The organism is Microbacterium sp. SLBN-154 (assembly GCF_006715565.1).
Taxonomy (GTDB): domain Bacteria; phylum Actinomycetota; class Actinomycetes; order Actinomycetales; family Microbacteriaceae; genus Microbacterium.
Genome location: NZ_VFNL01000001.1, coordinates 2,545,046 through 2,557,344, shown reverse-complemented (window position 1 = coordinate 2,557,344; position 12,299 = coordinate 2,545,046). Strand labels below are relative to the sequence as shown.

The 12,299-nt window shown below is 69.5% G+C and carries 18 protein-coding genes; 10 read left to right on the top strand and 8 right to left on the bottom strand.

Going from position 1 to position 12,299, the window contains the following annotated elements; genetic code table 11:
- Positions 1–182: 182 nt before the first annotated feature.
- The gene (gene glpX, locus FBY40_RS12405) at positions 183–1,172 is read left to right on the top strand and encodes a class II fructose-bisphosphatase (protein WP_141939101.1); all 990 of its coding nucleotides are present in this window, start codon (positions 183–185) and stop codon (positions 1,170–1,172) included.
- A gap of 156 nt (positions 1,173–1,328) precedes the next feature.
- On the top strand, positions 1,329–1,532 hold the full coding sequence (locus tag FBY40_RS12400) for a UDP-N-acetylmuramyl pentapeptide phosphotransferase (protein WP_124293593.1): 204 nt from the start codon (positions 1,329–1,331) through the stop codon (positions 1,530–1,532).
- A 10-nt stretch (positions 1,533–1,542) separates the two neighbouring features.
- Here FBY40_RS12400 and FBY40_RS12395 read toward each other — a convergent pair whose 3' ends face one another.
- Positions 1,543–2,847 carry a DNA recombination protein RmuC gene (locus tag FBY40_RS12395; RefSeq protein WP_141939100.1) on the bottom strand — a complete coding sequence of 435 codons (1,305 nt, stop codon included), beginning with the start codon at positions 2,845–2,847 and terminating at the stop codon, positions 1,543–1,545.
- Between the two features lie 44 nt (positions 2,848–2,891).
- On the bottom strand, positions 2,892–3,509 hold the full coding sequence (locus FBY40_RS12390; protein WP_141939099.1) for an exonuclease domain-containing protein: 618 nt from the start codon (positions 3,507–3,509) through the stop codon (positions 2,892–2,894).
- 82 nt (positions 3,510–3,591) lie between these two features.
- Between FBY40_RS12390 and FBY40_RS12385 the strand changes: the two genes are divergently transcribed.
- Both FBY40_RS12385 and ychF read left to right on the top strand, forming a co-directional pair.
- Complete coding sequence (locus tag FBY40_RS12385; RefSeq protein ID WP_141939097.1) at positions 3,592–4,338, top strand: methyltransferase domain-containing protein; 747 nt, start codon at positions 3,592–3,594, stop codon at positions 4,336–4,338.
- A 42-nt stretch (positions 4,339–4,380) separates the two neighbouring features.
- Positions 4,381–5,454, top strand: coding sequence for a redox-regulated ATPase YchF (gene ychF / locus FBY40_RS12380; protein WP_141939096.1), 1,074 nt, complete (start codon positions 4,381–4,383; stop codon positions 5,452–5,454).
- A gap of 14 nt (positions 5,455–5,468) precedes the next feature.
- Here ychF and FBY40_RS12375 read toward each other — a convergent pair whose 3' ends face one another.
- Genes FBY40_RS12375 through FBY40_RS12360 form a run of 4 tightly spaced genes read right to left on the bottom strand, consistent with a single transcriptional unit; the run spans position 5,469 to position 7,791 of the window.
- On the bottom strand, positions 5,469–5,753 hold the full coding sequence (locus FBY40_RS12375; RefSeq protein WP_160141395.1) for a hypothetical protein: 285 nt from the start codon (positions 5,751–5,753) through the stop codon (positions 5,469–5,471).
- Between the two features lie 44 nt (positions 5,754–5,797).
- On the bottom strand, positions 5,798–6,388 hold the full coding sequence (locus FBY40_RS12370; RefSeq protein WP_141939093.1) for a dienelactone hydrolase family protein: 591 nt from the start codon (positions 6,386–6,388) through the stop codon (positions 5,798–5,800).
- 48 nt (positions 6,389–6,436) lie between these two features.
- Complete coding sequence (locus FBY40_RS12365) at positions 6,437–7,081, bottom strand: class F sortase (protein WP_235014854.1); 645 nt, start codon at positions 7,079–7,081, stop codon at positions 6,437–6,439.
- Positions 7,078–7,791: a CHRD domain-containing protein gene (locus FBY40_RS12360; protein WP_141939092.1), complete on the bottom strand. Its 714-nt coding sequence runs from the start codon at positions 7,789–7,791 to the stop codon at positions 7,078–7,080. The genes FBY40_RS12365 and FBY40_RS12360 overlap by 4 nt, the downstream gene beginning before the upstream one ends.
- A 225-nt stretch (positions 7,792–8,016) precedes the next feature.
- Between FBY40_RS12360 and FBY40_RS12355 the strand changes: the two genes are divergently transcribed.
- The 3 genes from FBY40_RS12355 to FBY40_RS12345 all read left to right on the top strand — a co-directional run bounded on the left by FBY40_RS12355 (position 8,017) and on the right by FBY40_RS12345 (position 9,876).
- On the top strand, positions 8,017–8,529 hold the full coding sequence (locus FBY40_RS12355) for a sigma-70 family RNA polymerase sigma factor (protein ID WP_141939090.1): 513 nt from the start codon (positions 8,017–8,019) through the stop codon (positions 8,527–8,529).
- Complete coding sequence (locus tag FBY40_RS12350) at positions 8,529–9,239, top strand: hypothetical protein (protein WP_141939088.1); 711 nt, start codon at positions 8,529–8,531, stop codon at positions 9,237–9,239. The genes FBY40_RS12355 and FBY40_RS12350 overlap by 1 nt, the downstream gene beginning before the upstream one ends.
- Positions 9,240–9,312: 73 nt before the next feature.
- Positions 9,313–9,876: an alpha/beta fold hydrolase gene (locus FBY40_RS12345; protein WP_141939086.1), complete on the top strand. Its 564-nt coding sequence runs from the start codon at positions 9,313–9,315 to the stop codon at positions 9,874–9,876.
- A gap of 11 nt (positions 9,877–9,887) precedes the next feature.
- On the opposite strand, the gene FBY40_RS12340 is transcribed toward FBY40_RS12345, so the two are convergent.
- Positions 9,888–10,280, bottom strand: coding sequence for a PPOX class F420-dependent oxidoreductase (locus FBY40_RS12340; protein WP_141939084.1), 393 nt, complete (start codon positions 10,278–10,280; stop codon positions 9,888–9,890).
- Positions 10,281–10,378: 98 nt separating this feature from the next.
- Here FBY40_RS12340 and FBY40_RS12335 point away from each other — a divergent pair, with 98 nt between their 5' ends.
- Together FBY40_RS12335 and FBY40_RS12330 are read left to right on the top strand one after the other, a co-directional pair.
- The gene (locus tag FBY40_RS12335) at positions 10,379–10,606 is read left to right on the top strand and encodes a hypothetical protein (protein ID WP_141939082.1); all 228 of its coding nucleotides are present in this window, start codon (positions 10,379–10,381) and stop codon (positions 10,604–10,606) included.
- Positions 10,607–10,698: 92 nt separating this feature from the next.
- A complete protein-coding gene (locus FBY40_RS12330) occupies positions 10,699–11,028 on the top strand; it encodes a hypothetical protein (protein WP_141939080.1) in 330 nt (109 codons plus the stop codon).
- Here FBY40_RS12330 and FBY40_RS12325 read toward each other — a convergent pair.
- The gene (locus FBY40_RS12325; RefSeq protein ID WP_235014853.1) at positions 11,025–11,387 is read right to left on the bottom strand and encodes a hypothetical protein; all 363 of its coding nucleotides are present in this window, start codon (positions 11,385–11,387) and stop codon (positions 11,025–11,027) included. The two genes, FBY40_RS12330 and FBY40_RS12325, sit on opposite strands and share 4 nt — an antisense overlap.
- A 57-nt stretch (positions 11,388–11,444) precedes the next feature.
- Here FBY40_RS12325 and FBY40_RS12320 point away from each other — a divergent pair, with 57 nt between their 5' ends.
- Positions 11,445–12,293, top strand: a complete 849-nt coding sequence (locus tag FBY40_RS12320) for an Fpg/Nei family DNA glycosylase (RefSeq protein WP_141939077.1) — start codon at positions 11,445–11,447, stop codon at positions 12,291–12,293.
- Positions 12,294–12,299 lie beyond the last annotated feature (6 nt).

Below are 12,299 nucleotides of genomic sequence, written 5' to 3'. Positions count from 1 at the left end.
TCGTGCGGGCTCCGCGCAACGCGGGTCGATCGAAACTCTAGCGAAGGCCTCGCCCGTGTGCCCGTCGCCGCAGCGAACGGCCATCGGCGCGGACTTACCCAGGGAGAAAGAACGGGGGTTCCTTCGCCCGTGGTCGGGCCGAAGGTCGGTCGGGCGCCATGCGCGCTGGCTAGGCTGGGGCCATGGTGAGCATCACCGGCGATATGAGCCCCCTGCACCCCGACCGCAACCTCGCTCTGGAGTTGGTGAGAGCGACCGAGGCAGCCGCCATCCGCGCCGTGCCCTTCATCGGCCGCGGGATGAAGGAAGCCGCCGACGGTGCCGCCGTCGATGCCATGCGCGCCTTCCTGACCACCGTGAACTTCGACGGCACGATCGTGATCGGCGAGGGCGAGAAGGATGACGCTCCGATGCTGTTCAACGGCGAGCGCGTGGGCAACGGCCGCGGCCCCCAGTGCGACATCGCCGTCGATCCGATCGACGGCACGTCGCTCACCGCCGCAGGCCGCAACAACGCCCTCTCGGTGATCGCGGTGTCCGACCGCGGATCGATGCTCGACGCCTCGGCGGTGTTCTACATGGACAAGCTCGTCACCGGCCCCGCCGGCGTCGGCGTGGTCGACATCCGTCTGCCCATCGGTGAGAACATCCGCCGACTGGCCAAGGCGCTCGGCAAACCCGTCGACGAGGTCGTCGTTTCGGTGCTGAATCGCCCCCGGCATGAGCAGCTGATCGCCGACATCCGCGAGGCCGGGGCAGGCACCCGTCTGATGAGCGACGGGGATGTCGCCGGCGGGATAAATGCGGCGCGTCACAACGCCCGCACGGACATGTGCGTGGGGATCGGGGGCAGTCCCGAAGGCATCGTGACCGCATGCGCGATCAAGGCCCTCGGCGGTCACATCCAGGGCGTGCTGTGGCCGCGTGACGACGACGAGAAGCAGAAGGGCATCGACGCCGGACTGCTTCTGGACGACCACGTCTACGAGGCGGACGACCTCGTGAAGGGCAGCAACACCATCTTCGTCGCCACCGGTGTCACCGACGGTCAGCTGGTCGACGGCGTGCGCCGCGAAGGGGACCACGTGTACACGGAGAGCGTCGTGCTCCGCGGTGCCTCGGGGACGCTTCGCCGGATCACATCGGAGCACCTGACGTCGAAGTGGCTGTGAACGCGACGAGGGCGGACCGGCAGGCGACGGAAGGCGAACTGTAGCAAATCGCCGATCGTGACGCAGTCGTGACGGGGATCTGTGGACGGTTCTGGCACAATTGATCGCAGTGCCAACGGAGTCACGTGTCGTTCGTCCACAGCAGGGGGTTACTCCATGTCGGTACAGTCCGTGGGTCCGCAGACGGGAGCACAGGCGGTCATCGCTGACGCCGTCGACCCCGCCCGCCGCCCCGATGTGTTGTTCCGGGTGCGCCGGGATGAAGACCATCAGCTTTCTCCGTGGTGGATGATCGGCGCCTTCGCCGGAGTCTCCGTGGCCGTCATCACCCTGCTGAGCTTCGTCCCCGGCGGGGCCTGAGCGCACTTCGTCAGCGGTGCTCCGGACCGAGCCGGTCCCGGAGCACGCCGATATCGGCCGTCACGCCGGGTGCCCGATCATCTGATGCCACCGGCGACGCGTCGAGCCCGTCCAGCAGTTCGGGCGCGGTGAACCTGCGAGGGCCGGAATCGATCGCCGCGGGTGCGCGGAGCGCATCGATCTTGGTCTCGTCGATGCCGGGGAATTTCCGCGCGGTCACGAGGACGCGGGATTCAAGCGACCCGACAAGACCGTTGTAGGCGTCGAGGGTGCGCTCGAGAGCCCGACGGAGATCGTCGGCGTGGCCGGCCAGCGTGCCGAGACGGTCGTAGAGCTGGGTTCCCAGGTCGAACAGCACGCGTGCATCGGCCGACACATCCTGCTGCGTCCACGTGTAGGCCACCGTCTTCAACACCGCCCAGAGGTTGACCGGCGACGCGATCGCGACGCGGCGGCCGAAGGCGTAGTCGAGGAGGGAAGGATCGTCCTCCAGCGCCGCGGCGAGGAGCGATTCGCTCGGCATGAAGCAGATGACGAACTCGGGGCTCGAGCCGAGCCCCGCCCAGTAGGCCTTCTTCGACAGCGCATCCACGTGGGCGCGGACGGCCTTGACGTGCTTCTCGCGCAGCGCGCGGCGGCGCACCGCCGGTTCTCCGGAGGCGCCGTCGGGAATGGCGGACGCCTCGAGGTAGGCGTCGAGCGGCACCTTCGCGTCCACCGGGATCGCCTTGTCGCCGGGCAGCCGGATCACCATGTCCGGACGCCCGCCCCCGGCATCCGATCGCACGGCGCTCTGCAGATCGAAGTCGACGTGCCGTGTGAGCCCCGCCGCTTCGACGACCCGACGCAGCTGGGTTTCGCCCCACACGCCGCGCGTGGTGCCCGACCGAAGGGCTGACGCGAGCGATTCGGTCGTGGCGCGCAGCGCCTCGTCGGACTGCTGCGCGCGACGGAGCTGCTCGGCGAGACTGCCGAACTGCTCCTGCCGCTCGCGTTCGATCTCGCCGACGCGATGCTGCATCGTCTGCAGCGTCTCGGCGACCGGAGCAAGGGCACGCAGCACCGCCTGTTCGCGGCGCTCCCGTTCCTCGCGCGTCGCCTGCTCGGCACGGGACTGCGCCACGAAGTCGCGATACAGCCGCATCTGCTCGGCGAGCTGTGCGCTCAACGCCGCCTCGGAGGCCTCGGCCGCCGCCAATCGCTCACGCACGGTGACCGCCCGCGCCTGCGCACGCACCGCCGCAAGCGCCCAGCCGGCGAGGAGTCCGGCGAGAAGGCTCGCCGTCACGAGCAGGGGGAGAAGGAGGGCGTCCATGACCACACCCTGCCGCAGGGGTCGGACATCGCGAGCGCGACGCGCTACGCGACGGCCTCGAACGCCACCGGGCGCCGCGCCGCCGGTGCGTCGCCGACGGCGATCTGCGAAATCCGGACACCGGTCCACGCGGCCAGGTCGTGGATGTCGTCGGCGGCGACGCGTCGCGCCGCGTCGATCATGACGTGCGCGCACGCGAGGGCGTCGGCCACGGCGTTGTGATGGGCGAAATCGGCGAATCCCGCCTCAGCGGCGACAGAGGGCAGTCGGTAGGACGGCAGCTGGTACACCTTGCGGGCGACCTGCAGGCTGCAGGCGTACCGGTAGGGCGGGCAGTCGTCGCCGGTCGCCTCGCACGCGCGTATCAGCACGGCCATGTCGAAGCCGGCGTTGTGTGCGACCAGCACGTCGCCGCCGGCGAATCCGGCGAGATCACCGAGCTGCTGCGACCAGCTGGGGGCGTGGGCGACGTCCTCCGGGCGGATGCCGTGGATGCGCATGTTGATGTCGAAGAAATGGTCGTGGCCGGCAGGCGGGCGGATGAGCCAACCGGCTGTGGCGACGACCTCCCCGCCGCGGACCCGCGCCAAGCCGACCGCACACGCCGAGGCACTGCTGGAGTTCGCCGTTTCGAAGTCGATCGCGGTGAAGTCCAGTGGCACGTCTTCACCCTCGCCGCCGTCCGGCAACCCGTGTCCGAGGCGCGCCGGGGTTCTGAAGATCGCCCCGCCGTAGGCTGAGGGCATGGCCCGCCGTGAGGAGATGTCGACATCGTTCGGGCGCGAGGCCGCCCGCTACGAAAGCGGACGCCCCGACTATCCCGCCGAGGCGGTCGCGTGGCTCCTCGAGCCGATCGTCGTCGCCGGTCGGCGACCCCGCGTCGCCGACGTGGGCGCGGGAACGGGCAAGCTCACGAGGGTCTTCCGAGAGCTCGAAGCGGAGGTCGTCGCGGTCGATCCCGATGCCGACATGCTGGCGGAGCTGCGCCGACGCGTTCCCGGAACCCCCGCCTTCGTCGGAACAGCCGAGCGGATGCCTCTCCCGGACGCATCGGTCGACGCCGTCGTCGCCGGTCAGGCATGGCACTGGGTCGATCCCGTCGCAGGCGCTGCCGAAGCAGGTCGGGTTCTGCGGGAGCGCGGCGTCCTGGGCCTCGTCTGGAACGTCCGCGACGAGCGTGTCGCCTGGGTGCGTCGCCTCACCGGGATCATGCACGGGTCCTCGGCGGAACAGCTCATCTCCGAGGGCGGTCCCCAGCCGCATCCGCCCTTCGAGCGCTTCGACACGCGCGTCTGGGAGTGGCATCGACCCCTCACCCGAGAGGCGTTCCTCGACATGGCCGCCTCGCGCAGCTACGTCATCACCGCCGAGGAGACCGCCCGCCGGAGCATCCTCGACGAGGTCGGAGCGCTGTTCGACGACCTCGCCGACGACGGCGTCATCGAGCTTCCCTACCGCACCGAGGCCTTCCGCGCGGCCGTGCATCGGTGACGGCGTCGGGAAGGCGGCGCACCGCCGGTAGGCTGGATGCCCGTGGCTCTCACCATCGGAATCGTCGGTCTTCCCAACGTCGGCAAGTCGACGCTCTTCAACGCCCTCACCAAGAATCAGGTGCTCGCGGCGAACTACCCATTCGCGACGATCGAGCCGAACGTCGGCGTGGTGAATCTGCCCGATCCGCGTCTTGACGCCCTCGCCGAGGTCTTCCATAGTGAGCGCGTGGTGCCCGCGACGGTGTCGTTCGTCGACATCGCCGGCATCGTCCGCGGCGCGAGCGAGGGGGAGGGGCTGGGCAACCAGTTCCTCGCCAACATCCGCGAGGCCGACGCCATCGCGCAGGTGGTGCGCGGTTTCGCCGACAACGACGTGGTCCACGTCGATGGAGCGGTGAACCCCGCCGGCGACATGGAGACGATCAACGCCGAGCTCCAGCTGGCCGACCTCCAGACGCTGGAGAAGGCGATCGGCCGGTACGAGAAGGAGGTCAAGGGCAAGAAGCTCGACCCCGTCGTGCTCGAGACCGCCCTCGCCGCTCAGGACGCCCTGCAGAAGGGTGTGCTGCTGTCGGCCGCGGGCCTCGACCTGTCGCCGATCCGGGAGCTGGGCCTCCTCACGGCGAAGCCCTTCATCTTCGTCTTCAACGTCGACGAGGCCGTCCTCACCGACGATGCGCGTAAGGCCGAGCTCGCCGCCCTCGTGGCTCCTGCGCAGGCGGTGTTCCTCGACGCGAAGATCGAGTCGGAGCTGATCGATCTCGACCCCGAGGATGCCGCGGAACTGCTGGTTTCCACGGGTCAGACCGAGTCGGGCCTCGACCAGCTCGCCCGCATCGGCTTCGCCACCCTGGGCCTTCAGACCTACCTGACCGCGGGGCCGAAAGAGGCTCGTGCCTGGACGATCGGCAAGGGCTGGAAGGCGCCGCAGGCGGCCGGTGTCATCCACACCGACTTCGAGAAGGGCTTCATCAAGGCCGAAGTGATCTCCTTCGACGACCTCGTCGCCCTCGGCTCCGTCGCCGAAGCCCGCGCAAAGGGCAAGGCGCGTCTCGAGGGCAAGGACTACGTCATGCAGGACGGCGACGTGGTGGAGTTCCGCTTCAACAACTGATTGGTCGAATGAGGTCACGACTTCGGAAAGACGAAAAGTGTTCCCCCCGCGAGCACTCGGTCCACCGTGACGGCGCTGAGGCCGCACTGCTCGGCGATCTCATCTCGAGTCATGCCCTGAGCGGCGCACTCTCGTATGACCTCCTCGACGGAGCCCATGACCGCCCCAATGGCCGACAGCTGCGCCTGCGCTCCTCGAACAACCTCGGCGACGAGCGGCAGTCGCGGATCCGCCTGTGGCTCGCGTCGGGGCTGGCTCAGGTCAATGATCCAGTCGGGCGTGTCATCGAGATCTCCCATGCTCAACGGTAGGCACATCAGCCGCGCGCAAGACCGCGACGAGCTCACCGGTCGTGCGTACTTGACGTGAGGAATGCGAGCGCTCGCGACCACAAGAGCTCGGCCGCATGGCCGTCGTATTCTCGGGGAAGCGAAGCGTCGGTGAACAAATGCCCTGTGCCTTCGTAGTCGAAGATCTCGGCTTCGCCGCCCGCTGCGCGTATCTGTTCGACGACCGTGTCTATGCCCGCTTGATCCCGGAAGGGATCGTCCCGCGCGGAATGTATCTGCGCGTTGACCCCTACCGGCCACGAGTCGGCGCCGAGCATCGACACATCGATGGCTCCGGAGAGCATCAACACGCCCGACACCGCACGCTGGGTCGCGACATACTCCGCTAACGCGGCACCGTTCGAGAACCCCGCGGCGAAGAAGCCGTCCGGTGTCTCGCGTGTCGCATCCAACGCTCGGCGCATCAGCGCGGGGTACCCGATCGACTGCTCGTATCTGCCGGCGTCGTCGTAGTCATCGAACACGCGACCGTCGTACACGTCCACGATGACGACGTCGTGCCCGGCGTCGCGGAGAAGATCGGCTGCATCGCTTACCCCCGGTCGCACACCGAGGACGGAAGGGAAGAGGACGACGTCGGTCATCGCCTCAGACTCGCACCCTGCTCGGACGCAATCAAGGCGTGATGATGATCAGGGAACCACGCGCCGGGCGTACACGACCCTGTTGTCCACGTACGATCCGGCGTTCTGGTCGAACACCCCGCCGCATGTGATGAGGCGGAGTTCGTCGGTGACGACGGCTCCGAACACCGCCGCGGTCGGGAAAGCGGACTTCGGATAGTCCATCGTCTCCGTCACCACGTACGCGTGCGCCGTGCCGGCCGTGTCCACAACCTCCACGAGATCACCGACCTGCACATCGCGAAGACGCACGAACACGGCGGGCCCGGTCGGCGAATCGACGTGCCCGGCGATCACCACCGGACCGGTTCCTCCCGGGCGACCGCCACCGGTGAACCATCCGACCTCGTCGAAGTCGGTCGGTACCTGCATCGAGCCGTCGGTATTCAGGCCGAGGTCGATGAGCGGCTCGTCGAGACTGATCGACGGCACGGAGACCCGCGCAGGGGGAAGGGCTTGCGCCTCCGGCTCGGACGAAGGCGTCGGCGCGGCCTGGCTCACCGCCGGCGAGGCGGGCGGCGGTGAGTCCGCCGAACGCTGCGTCGCGCACGCGGCGGCGCTGCCGATCGCCAGCACAAGCACGGCCGCGAGCGCGCCGCGCAGCGCCCATTCCCCCCAGAATGGACGCTGCGCGGCCGACCGCGGTCGGATCACCGAGTGGCGGCCTGCCGGCGGCGGTTCACGACGACCGCAGCGCCGACCCCGAGACCGGCGACGGCCAGCGCGGCCCCGCCGATGCCGAGGGGTGAGATGCCGGTGTCGGCGGTTCCGCCGGCGCCGGTGTCCACTCCGCCGACGGGGATGGCCGAGAGCTGCCCGCGTACGACGCCCGCCGCGTAATCGACGGTGTGCGAGTCGCCGGTGAATCCGGCGGGGTTCGCTTCGATCTCCGCAAGGGAGAAGCCGTCGCCGGTGTCGGCGCCATCGGCCTCGACGCCCGTCGTGAAGGGTCCCTGCAGGCATCCGGACGACGTGCGCGGTCCGTCACCCACCGGCTCGGGGTTGGGGAACGCGATCCGCGGCGGCCCGGGCTGACCCGCCGCTGCCTCGTGGATGTGCGTGGCCGTCTTCGCCGGGCTCTGGTAGTCGCCGCTCACACCCTCCAGGCGGATGTCGTAGCAGATGATCTCCAGCTCGGAATTGATGCGGAACGTGAACGTCCCGGTCGCGCCCTCCTGCCCAGGGGCGGCGACGCCGTCGTTGTTGATGACCTGATCGGGGGTCGCCATGACCGTGAATGCGCTGGTGAATGTGTCCGGCTCCGCGACCTCGGTCTCGGCGTGCGCGGGCATCGCGACGGTGAGGGCGGCCACTCCGGCCAGGGCACCGATCGTCACCAGGCGGGCGGATGTCTTCTTCGTCATTTCCTCGAACCTTCCGATCTGGACGCGCCGGTCGCATCCGTTGTCGGGGTCTACGAGACGGAAGGCTCGTGCGTTCATCGACGAGGGAAATTCCTCGTGCGATGAACGGATGAACGCTGCCGGCGGTATCACCTGGTGATCGCGAGGCCGTCCCGGCGCCCGGCGATCACTAGCCTGTGAGGAGACGGGGTGGGAATCAGCGCACGACGGGACGAGGGGGAGAGGATGACCTCGGACCCGCGCCCAGCGGAGGACTTCGACGTCCGACGGGCCTTCGCAGAGAACGGCAGCGCTCTCCTGGGGTACGCCGTCAACGCCCTTCGCGACCGTCCGCTCGCCGAGGACTGCGTGCAGGAGACCTTCCTGCGCGCGTGGCGTTCCCGCGACCGTTTCGACGCGGCCAGGGCGACGGAACGCACCTGGCTGTTCGCCATCGCGCGCAACGTCATCGTGGATGCGCTCCGTGCTCGCGCCCGGCTTCCGCGCATCGGCGATGACGCCGAACTGGAGACACGGATGGTGGACGCGATCGACCCGCTGGAACGTCTCCGTATCATCGAGGGCCTCGCGGCGCTCAGTGAGGCCCACCGTACGGTCGTCGTCGCGGTGCATGTCGAGGGGCGCAGCTATCAGGAACTCGCAGACGCCACCGGCATCCCCGTCGCCACGTGGCGGACGCGGGCCTTCCATGGGCTCAGGGCCCTGCGGAAACATCTCCAGGGAACGGAGGAGGAATGATGCGCACCCCCGATGACCGCATCGCCGAACTGATGGCCGCAGCGCTGGCCGGCGAGCTGACGGCGAGCGAAGCCGCGGAGTGGGAGGCGCTGCGTCGACGCCGCCCCGACGTCGAGGACGAGTTCCGCGAGCTGGCGGCGCTGTCCGGTCGGCTCCGCGAGGGCGATGTCACCTGGATCCCGCCCCGCGATGCCGATGCGCTCGGCGACCGCATCCTCCGGGCCGTCGACGCGGAGGCGGTGTCCCGCGCCACGGTGGGGACGGCCCCAGCGACGCCCGCACGTGGTCCGCGCCGGTGGATCGCTCCGCTCGTGGCCGCTGCGTGCCTGGCCGCCGGCGTGGCCATCGGCGTGTCCTGGCCCGACCCGGCCGTCACGACGCCCTCGGGGCCGCCCGGCACGCTCGGGGCGATCGAACCGGTCGATCTGAACGGTGTGCCCGACGGTGTCGGGATCGAGGCTGACCTCGTGGCCCACACGTGGGGCACCGAGACGGTCGTCGAAGCCACGGGGCTCGACGTCGGCGCGACCTACGAGGTCGTCCTGATCGACGAGTCCGGCGTGGAGTACTCCGCGGGAGCGATGCTGGGCTCGGAGGTGCCGATCGAGTGTCGCTTGAACGCCGCGGTGATGCGCACCGAGGCGGTGCGTCTCGAGGTCCGCTCGGAGGATCGATCGATCCTCGCGCAGGCGGACCTGCCCGAGGCCTGAAGCGCCACCGGGTAGGCTCCTCGAGGCATTGCCCGGCGCCGAGCGCCCGCCGCACCGACTCGAGAGGATCCCGATGCCCGACCTGCAGAACGTCACGCGCGACGCCCGCGTCATCCCGTTCATCGACGAGGGCGAAGGACCGGTCTCGCTCGTCCTCATCCCCGAGCACAGCCTCGAAGGCGACGCGCTGGGCGCCATCGCGCACTATCTCGCCGAAGAGGCCGGGTTCCGCGTCATCCGCATCGACGAGCCCGCCGGGAGCGATGCCACCGTCGCCGAGCGTGTCGCGGATGTCATGGCCGTCCTCGACCACGTCGGCCTCGACGACACCTGGGTCGGTGGACACGGCCCGGGTGGCACGGTCGCGCGGGCGGTCGCGGCCGAGCACACGACGCGGGTCGACGGTCTGCTGCTCCTCGGCGCGGAGGACACCGATCTTCCGCTCGCGCCGGGCATCCCGATCCTGATCATCCAGGGGACGGATGACGCGGTGACCCCGCCGACGAACGGGGAGCGTCTCCAGGCGTCGGCTGCCGACCGCGCGACCGTGCGCACGGTCTCGGGCGATCACCTCTTCCCGATGTCGCATCCGATCGAGACGGCGCTGTTCATCGAGGAGTACCTCGACTGGGACTGATCCGCGGTGATTCAGCCGTCGAGGTGCAGCATGACGCGTCTCGTCCGATCACGACTGAGCACCCGCCCGAGCCCGAGGATCATGCGCGCCTGAAGACCGTACTTCGCGTGGAAGAGCGCGGTGCATCGTTCGATCTCCTCCAGATCGTGCTGGATCGTCGCGGTCGCGGAGACGACAGCCGCGCCGGCGGCGACTCTGCCGGCGCGATCGCTCGGGCGCAGCGTCACGGCGGGGTTGTTGCGGATCCGCTTCACTTTTCCGCTGTCTGCTCCCGTGGTGACCACGAGCCGGTCCCCGTCGCGGGCGACCCAGACGGTCGTCGGCACTCCGACGCCGTTGCGTCGGAAGGTCGTGAGCGAGACGAATTCCTCGGCCGCGAGGGCGATCAGTTCATCGGAGGCCATTCTCGGCACGCTACCTCCTGCGCAGGGGGTCAGGGCGGGATCAGCGATTCCCAGCGGGATCCCACCCGGCGACGACGCCCGGCTGGCACACTCGGCTCATGTCCATGGCTGATCCGTTCCTGCCCCTCCCTCCGCGCCGTGACGATGATCGTCCGTTCCAGCGCGAGAACCACTCGCGCGGCGATGAGTCGGAACCGGATGTCTTCATCGAGCCGGACGACGGCAGTGCGTCCGAGAGCGGAGAGCCGCCGCTGCTGCCCACGCACTTCCGCACGCCGACCGGTCAGAGCGTCGATCCCGAGCAGGACATCGACCCCGGCGTCTGAGCCTCGGGACCCTGGACCGGCACGTCTACCGCGCCGGCGCCGGGTTGGCAAGGGGGCCCCCTTCGGTCGTGTCGCCGGAGTAGACATGAGGCATGAAAGTCATCGTCTACGCCGGGAGTGAGTTCCTGACGGGGGATGACCTCGCGACGGCTCTCCTCGAATACAGCGAATCCCTGGGCGCCGCCCACGCCGCGCACATCGTCGAGATCCCGGTCCGTGAGCCCGACGGCTCCACGGTCGGGGCGACGTTCCTGGTGGGGCCGGCAAGCCAGATCGTGGTGAAGGACGCCCCGCTGTCGGGCGCCGAGCTCTCGGCTCCCGACGTGGTGGCGCAGCTGCACTCTCTGACGAGGGAGCAGCGACCCGTGATGCGGGTCGCCCCCGATTCGGGTGAGGGGCTGAACTGGGGCGAGGAGTTCTAGGGCGACGGTGCCGCAGCGCCGTCGAACCAGCCGTACGTGTTGAACCACGCGGCGCGGTCCGCGGCTTCCCGTTCGTCGGCGGGCCCTGTGAACGCGTCGTGGCCCCCGAGCCCACCACCCTCGAGCGCGACGAAACCCCAGCAGACCGGGCACACGGCCCGACCGTTCGGGAACCCGCCGGGCAGCGAAGGGGCGGCCGACGTCCCCGTGCCGCTTCCTTCGCACCACGGGGGACCAGCCTCCGTGTCGGACCACATCTTTCCGGTGCCGACGCGGTTGTGGAGGCCCGGGTGGCCGGCGGGGCGGGTGCACACCGCGCCGGCGCGTCTGCTCCGACACCAGATCGTCGCGGTCGCCATCCCGAGATTGTAGACAGCCGGATGCCGCATCGCGGCCGTCGATGAAAGGATGACCGCATGCCCGAGTCGCCCGAAGTCCAGGTTCTCGCCGACGTCCTCGACGACGCCGTGACCCATCGCCGGATCATCGGTGTGGACGTGGGTGAGTTCCGTGCGTGGAAGACGCGGGACCGCCCGGCCGAGGGGCTCGTCGGTGCGACGATCACCGGCGTCACGCGCTTCGGCAAGCATCTGGACATCGACACCGACCGGGGAGATCTCGTGGTCACCCTCGGTCGCGCCGGGTGGGTCCGTCACCGCGTCGAGGCGGAGACGGGCGACGACGAGACCGTCGACTCGTCCGATGCCTCGTCGCCTCCGGCCGCGGTGATCGCCACGCTCGACCTCGACGACGACACCGCGCTGGAGTTCACCGACGCCGGCGAATGGCTCTCGCTGGCCCTGTCGCTCGTGGATCACCCCCAGGACGTGCCGGCGGTGAAGAAGCTCGGACCCGACCCGATGTCGCCGACCTACACCCGGGCCGATTTCGACCGGATCACCCTCGGTCGGCGCAAGCAGCTCAAGGCTCTTCTGCAGGAGCAGGAGAGCATCTCCGGTATCGGCAACGCCTACTCCGACGAGATCCTGCATCGCGCGAAGATCGCCCCGACGACGCACGCGGCCGCCCTCGACGACGGCGAGAGAGAGGTGCTTTTCGAGGCGATCCGCGACGAGCTCTCCGAGGCGGTACGAGCACGACGCAGCATCCCGCTGCCGCGGTTGAAACAGGCCAAGGCCGCGTCGATGAGAGTGCACGGACGCACGGGCGAGGCCTGCCCGGTCTGCGGAGGCGTCGTCGAGGACGTGCCCGGGTCGAAGGGCGCCGCCCAGTACTGTCCGGTGTGCCAGGGCCCCGTCGACTGAGCCGGC

Bases quoted from the DNA above. Each gene is read 5' to 3' on its own strand.
- FBY40_RS12355 (WP_141939090.1), top strand. From the start codon at position 8,017: ATGACCTCGGACCCGCGCCCAGCGGAGGACTTCGACGTCCGACGGGCC.
- FBY40_RS12340 (WP_141939084.1), bottom strand. From the start codon at position 10,280: ATGGCCTCCGATGAACTGATCGCCCTCGCGGCCGAGGAATTCGTCTCG.
- FBY40_RS12400 (WP_124293593.1), top strand. From the start codon at position 1,329: ATGTCGGTACAGTCCGTGGGTCCGCAGACGGGAGCACAGGCGGTCATC.
- FBY40_RS12330 (WP_141939080.1), top strand. From the start codon at position 10,699: ATGAAAGTCATCGTCTACGCCGGGAGTGAGTTCCTGACGGGGGATGAC.
- FBY40_RS12320 (WP_141939077.1), top strand. From the start codon at position 11,445: ATGCCCGAGTCGCCCGAAGTCCAGGTTCTCGCCGACGTCCTCGACGAC.
- FBY40_RS12395 (WP_141939100.1), bottom strand. From the start codon at position 2,847: ATGGACGCCCTCCTTCTCCCCCTGCTCGTGACGGCGAGCCTTCTCGCC.
- FBY40_RS12325 (WP_235014853.1), bottom strand. From the start codon at position 11,387: ATGGCGACCGCGACGATCTGGTGTCGGAGCAGACGCGCCGGCGCGGTG.
- FBY40_RS12375 (WP_160141395.1), bottom strand. From the start codon at position 5,753: ATGGGAGATCTCGATGACACGCCCGACTGGATCATTGACCTGAGCCAG.
- FBY40_RS12360 (WP_141939092.1), bottom strand. From the start codon at position 7,791: ATGACGAAGAAGACATCCGCCCGCCTGGTGACGATCGGTGCCCTGGCC.
- FBY40_RS12345 (WP_141939086.1), top strand. From the start codon at position 9,313: ATGCCCGACCTGCAGAACGTCACGCGCGACGCCCGCGTCATCCCGTTC.
- FBY40_RS12335 (WP_141939082.1), top strand. From the start codon at position 10,379: ATGTCCATGGCTGATCCGTTCCTGCCCCTCCCTCCGCGCCGTGACGAT.
- FBY40_RS12350 (WP_141939088.1), top strand. From the start codon at position 8,529: ATGCGCACCCCCGATGACCGCATCGCCGAACTGATGGCCGCAGCGCTG.
- FBY40_RS12370 (WP_141939093.1), bottom strand. From the start codon at position 6,388: ATGACCGACGTCGTCCTCTTCCCTTCCGTCCTCGGTGTGCGACCGGGG.
- glpX (WP_141939101.1), top strand. From the start codon at position 183: ATGGTGAGCATCACCGGCGATATGAGCCCCCTGCACCCCGACCGCAAC.
- FBY40_RS12385 (WP_141939097.1), top strand. From the start codon at position 3,592: ATGGCCCGCCGTGAGGAGATGTCGACATCGTTCGGGCGCGAGGCCGCC.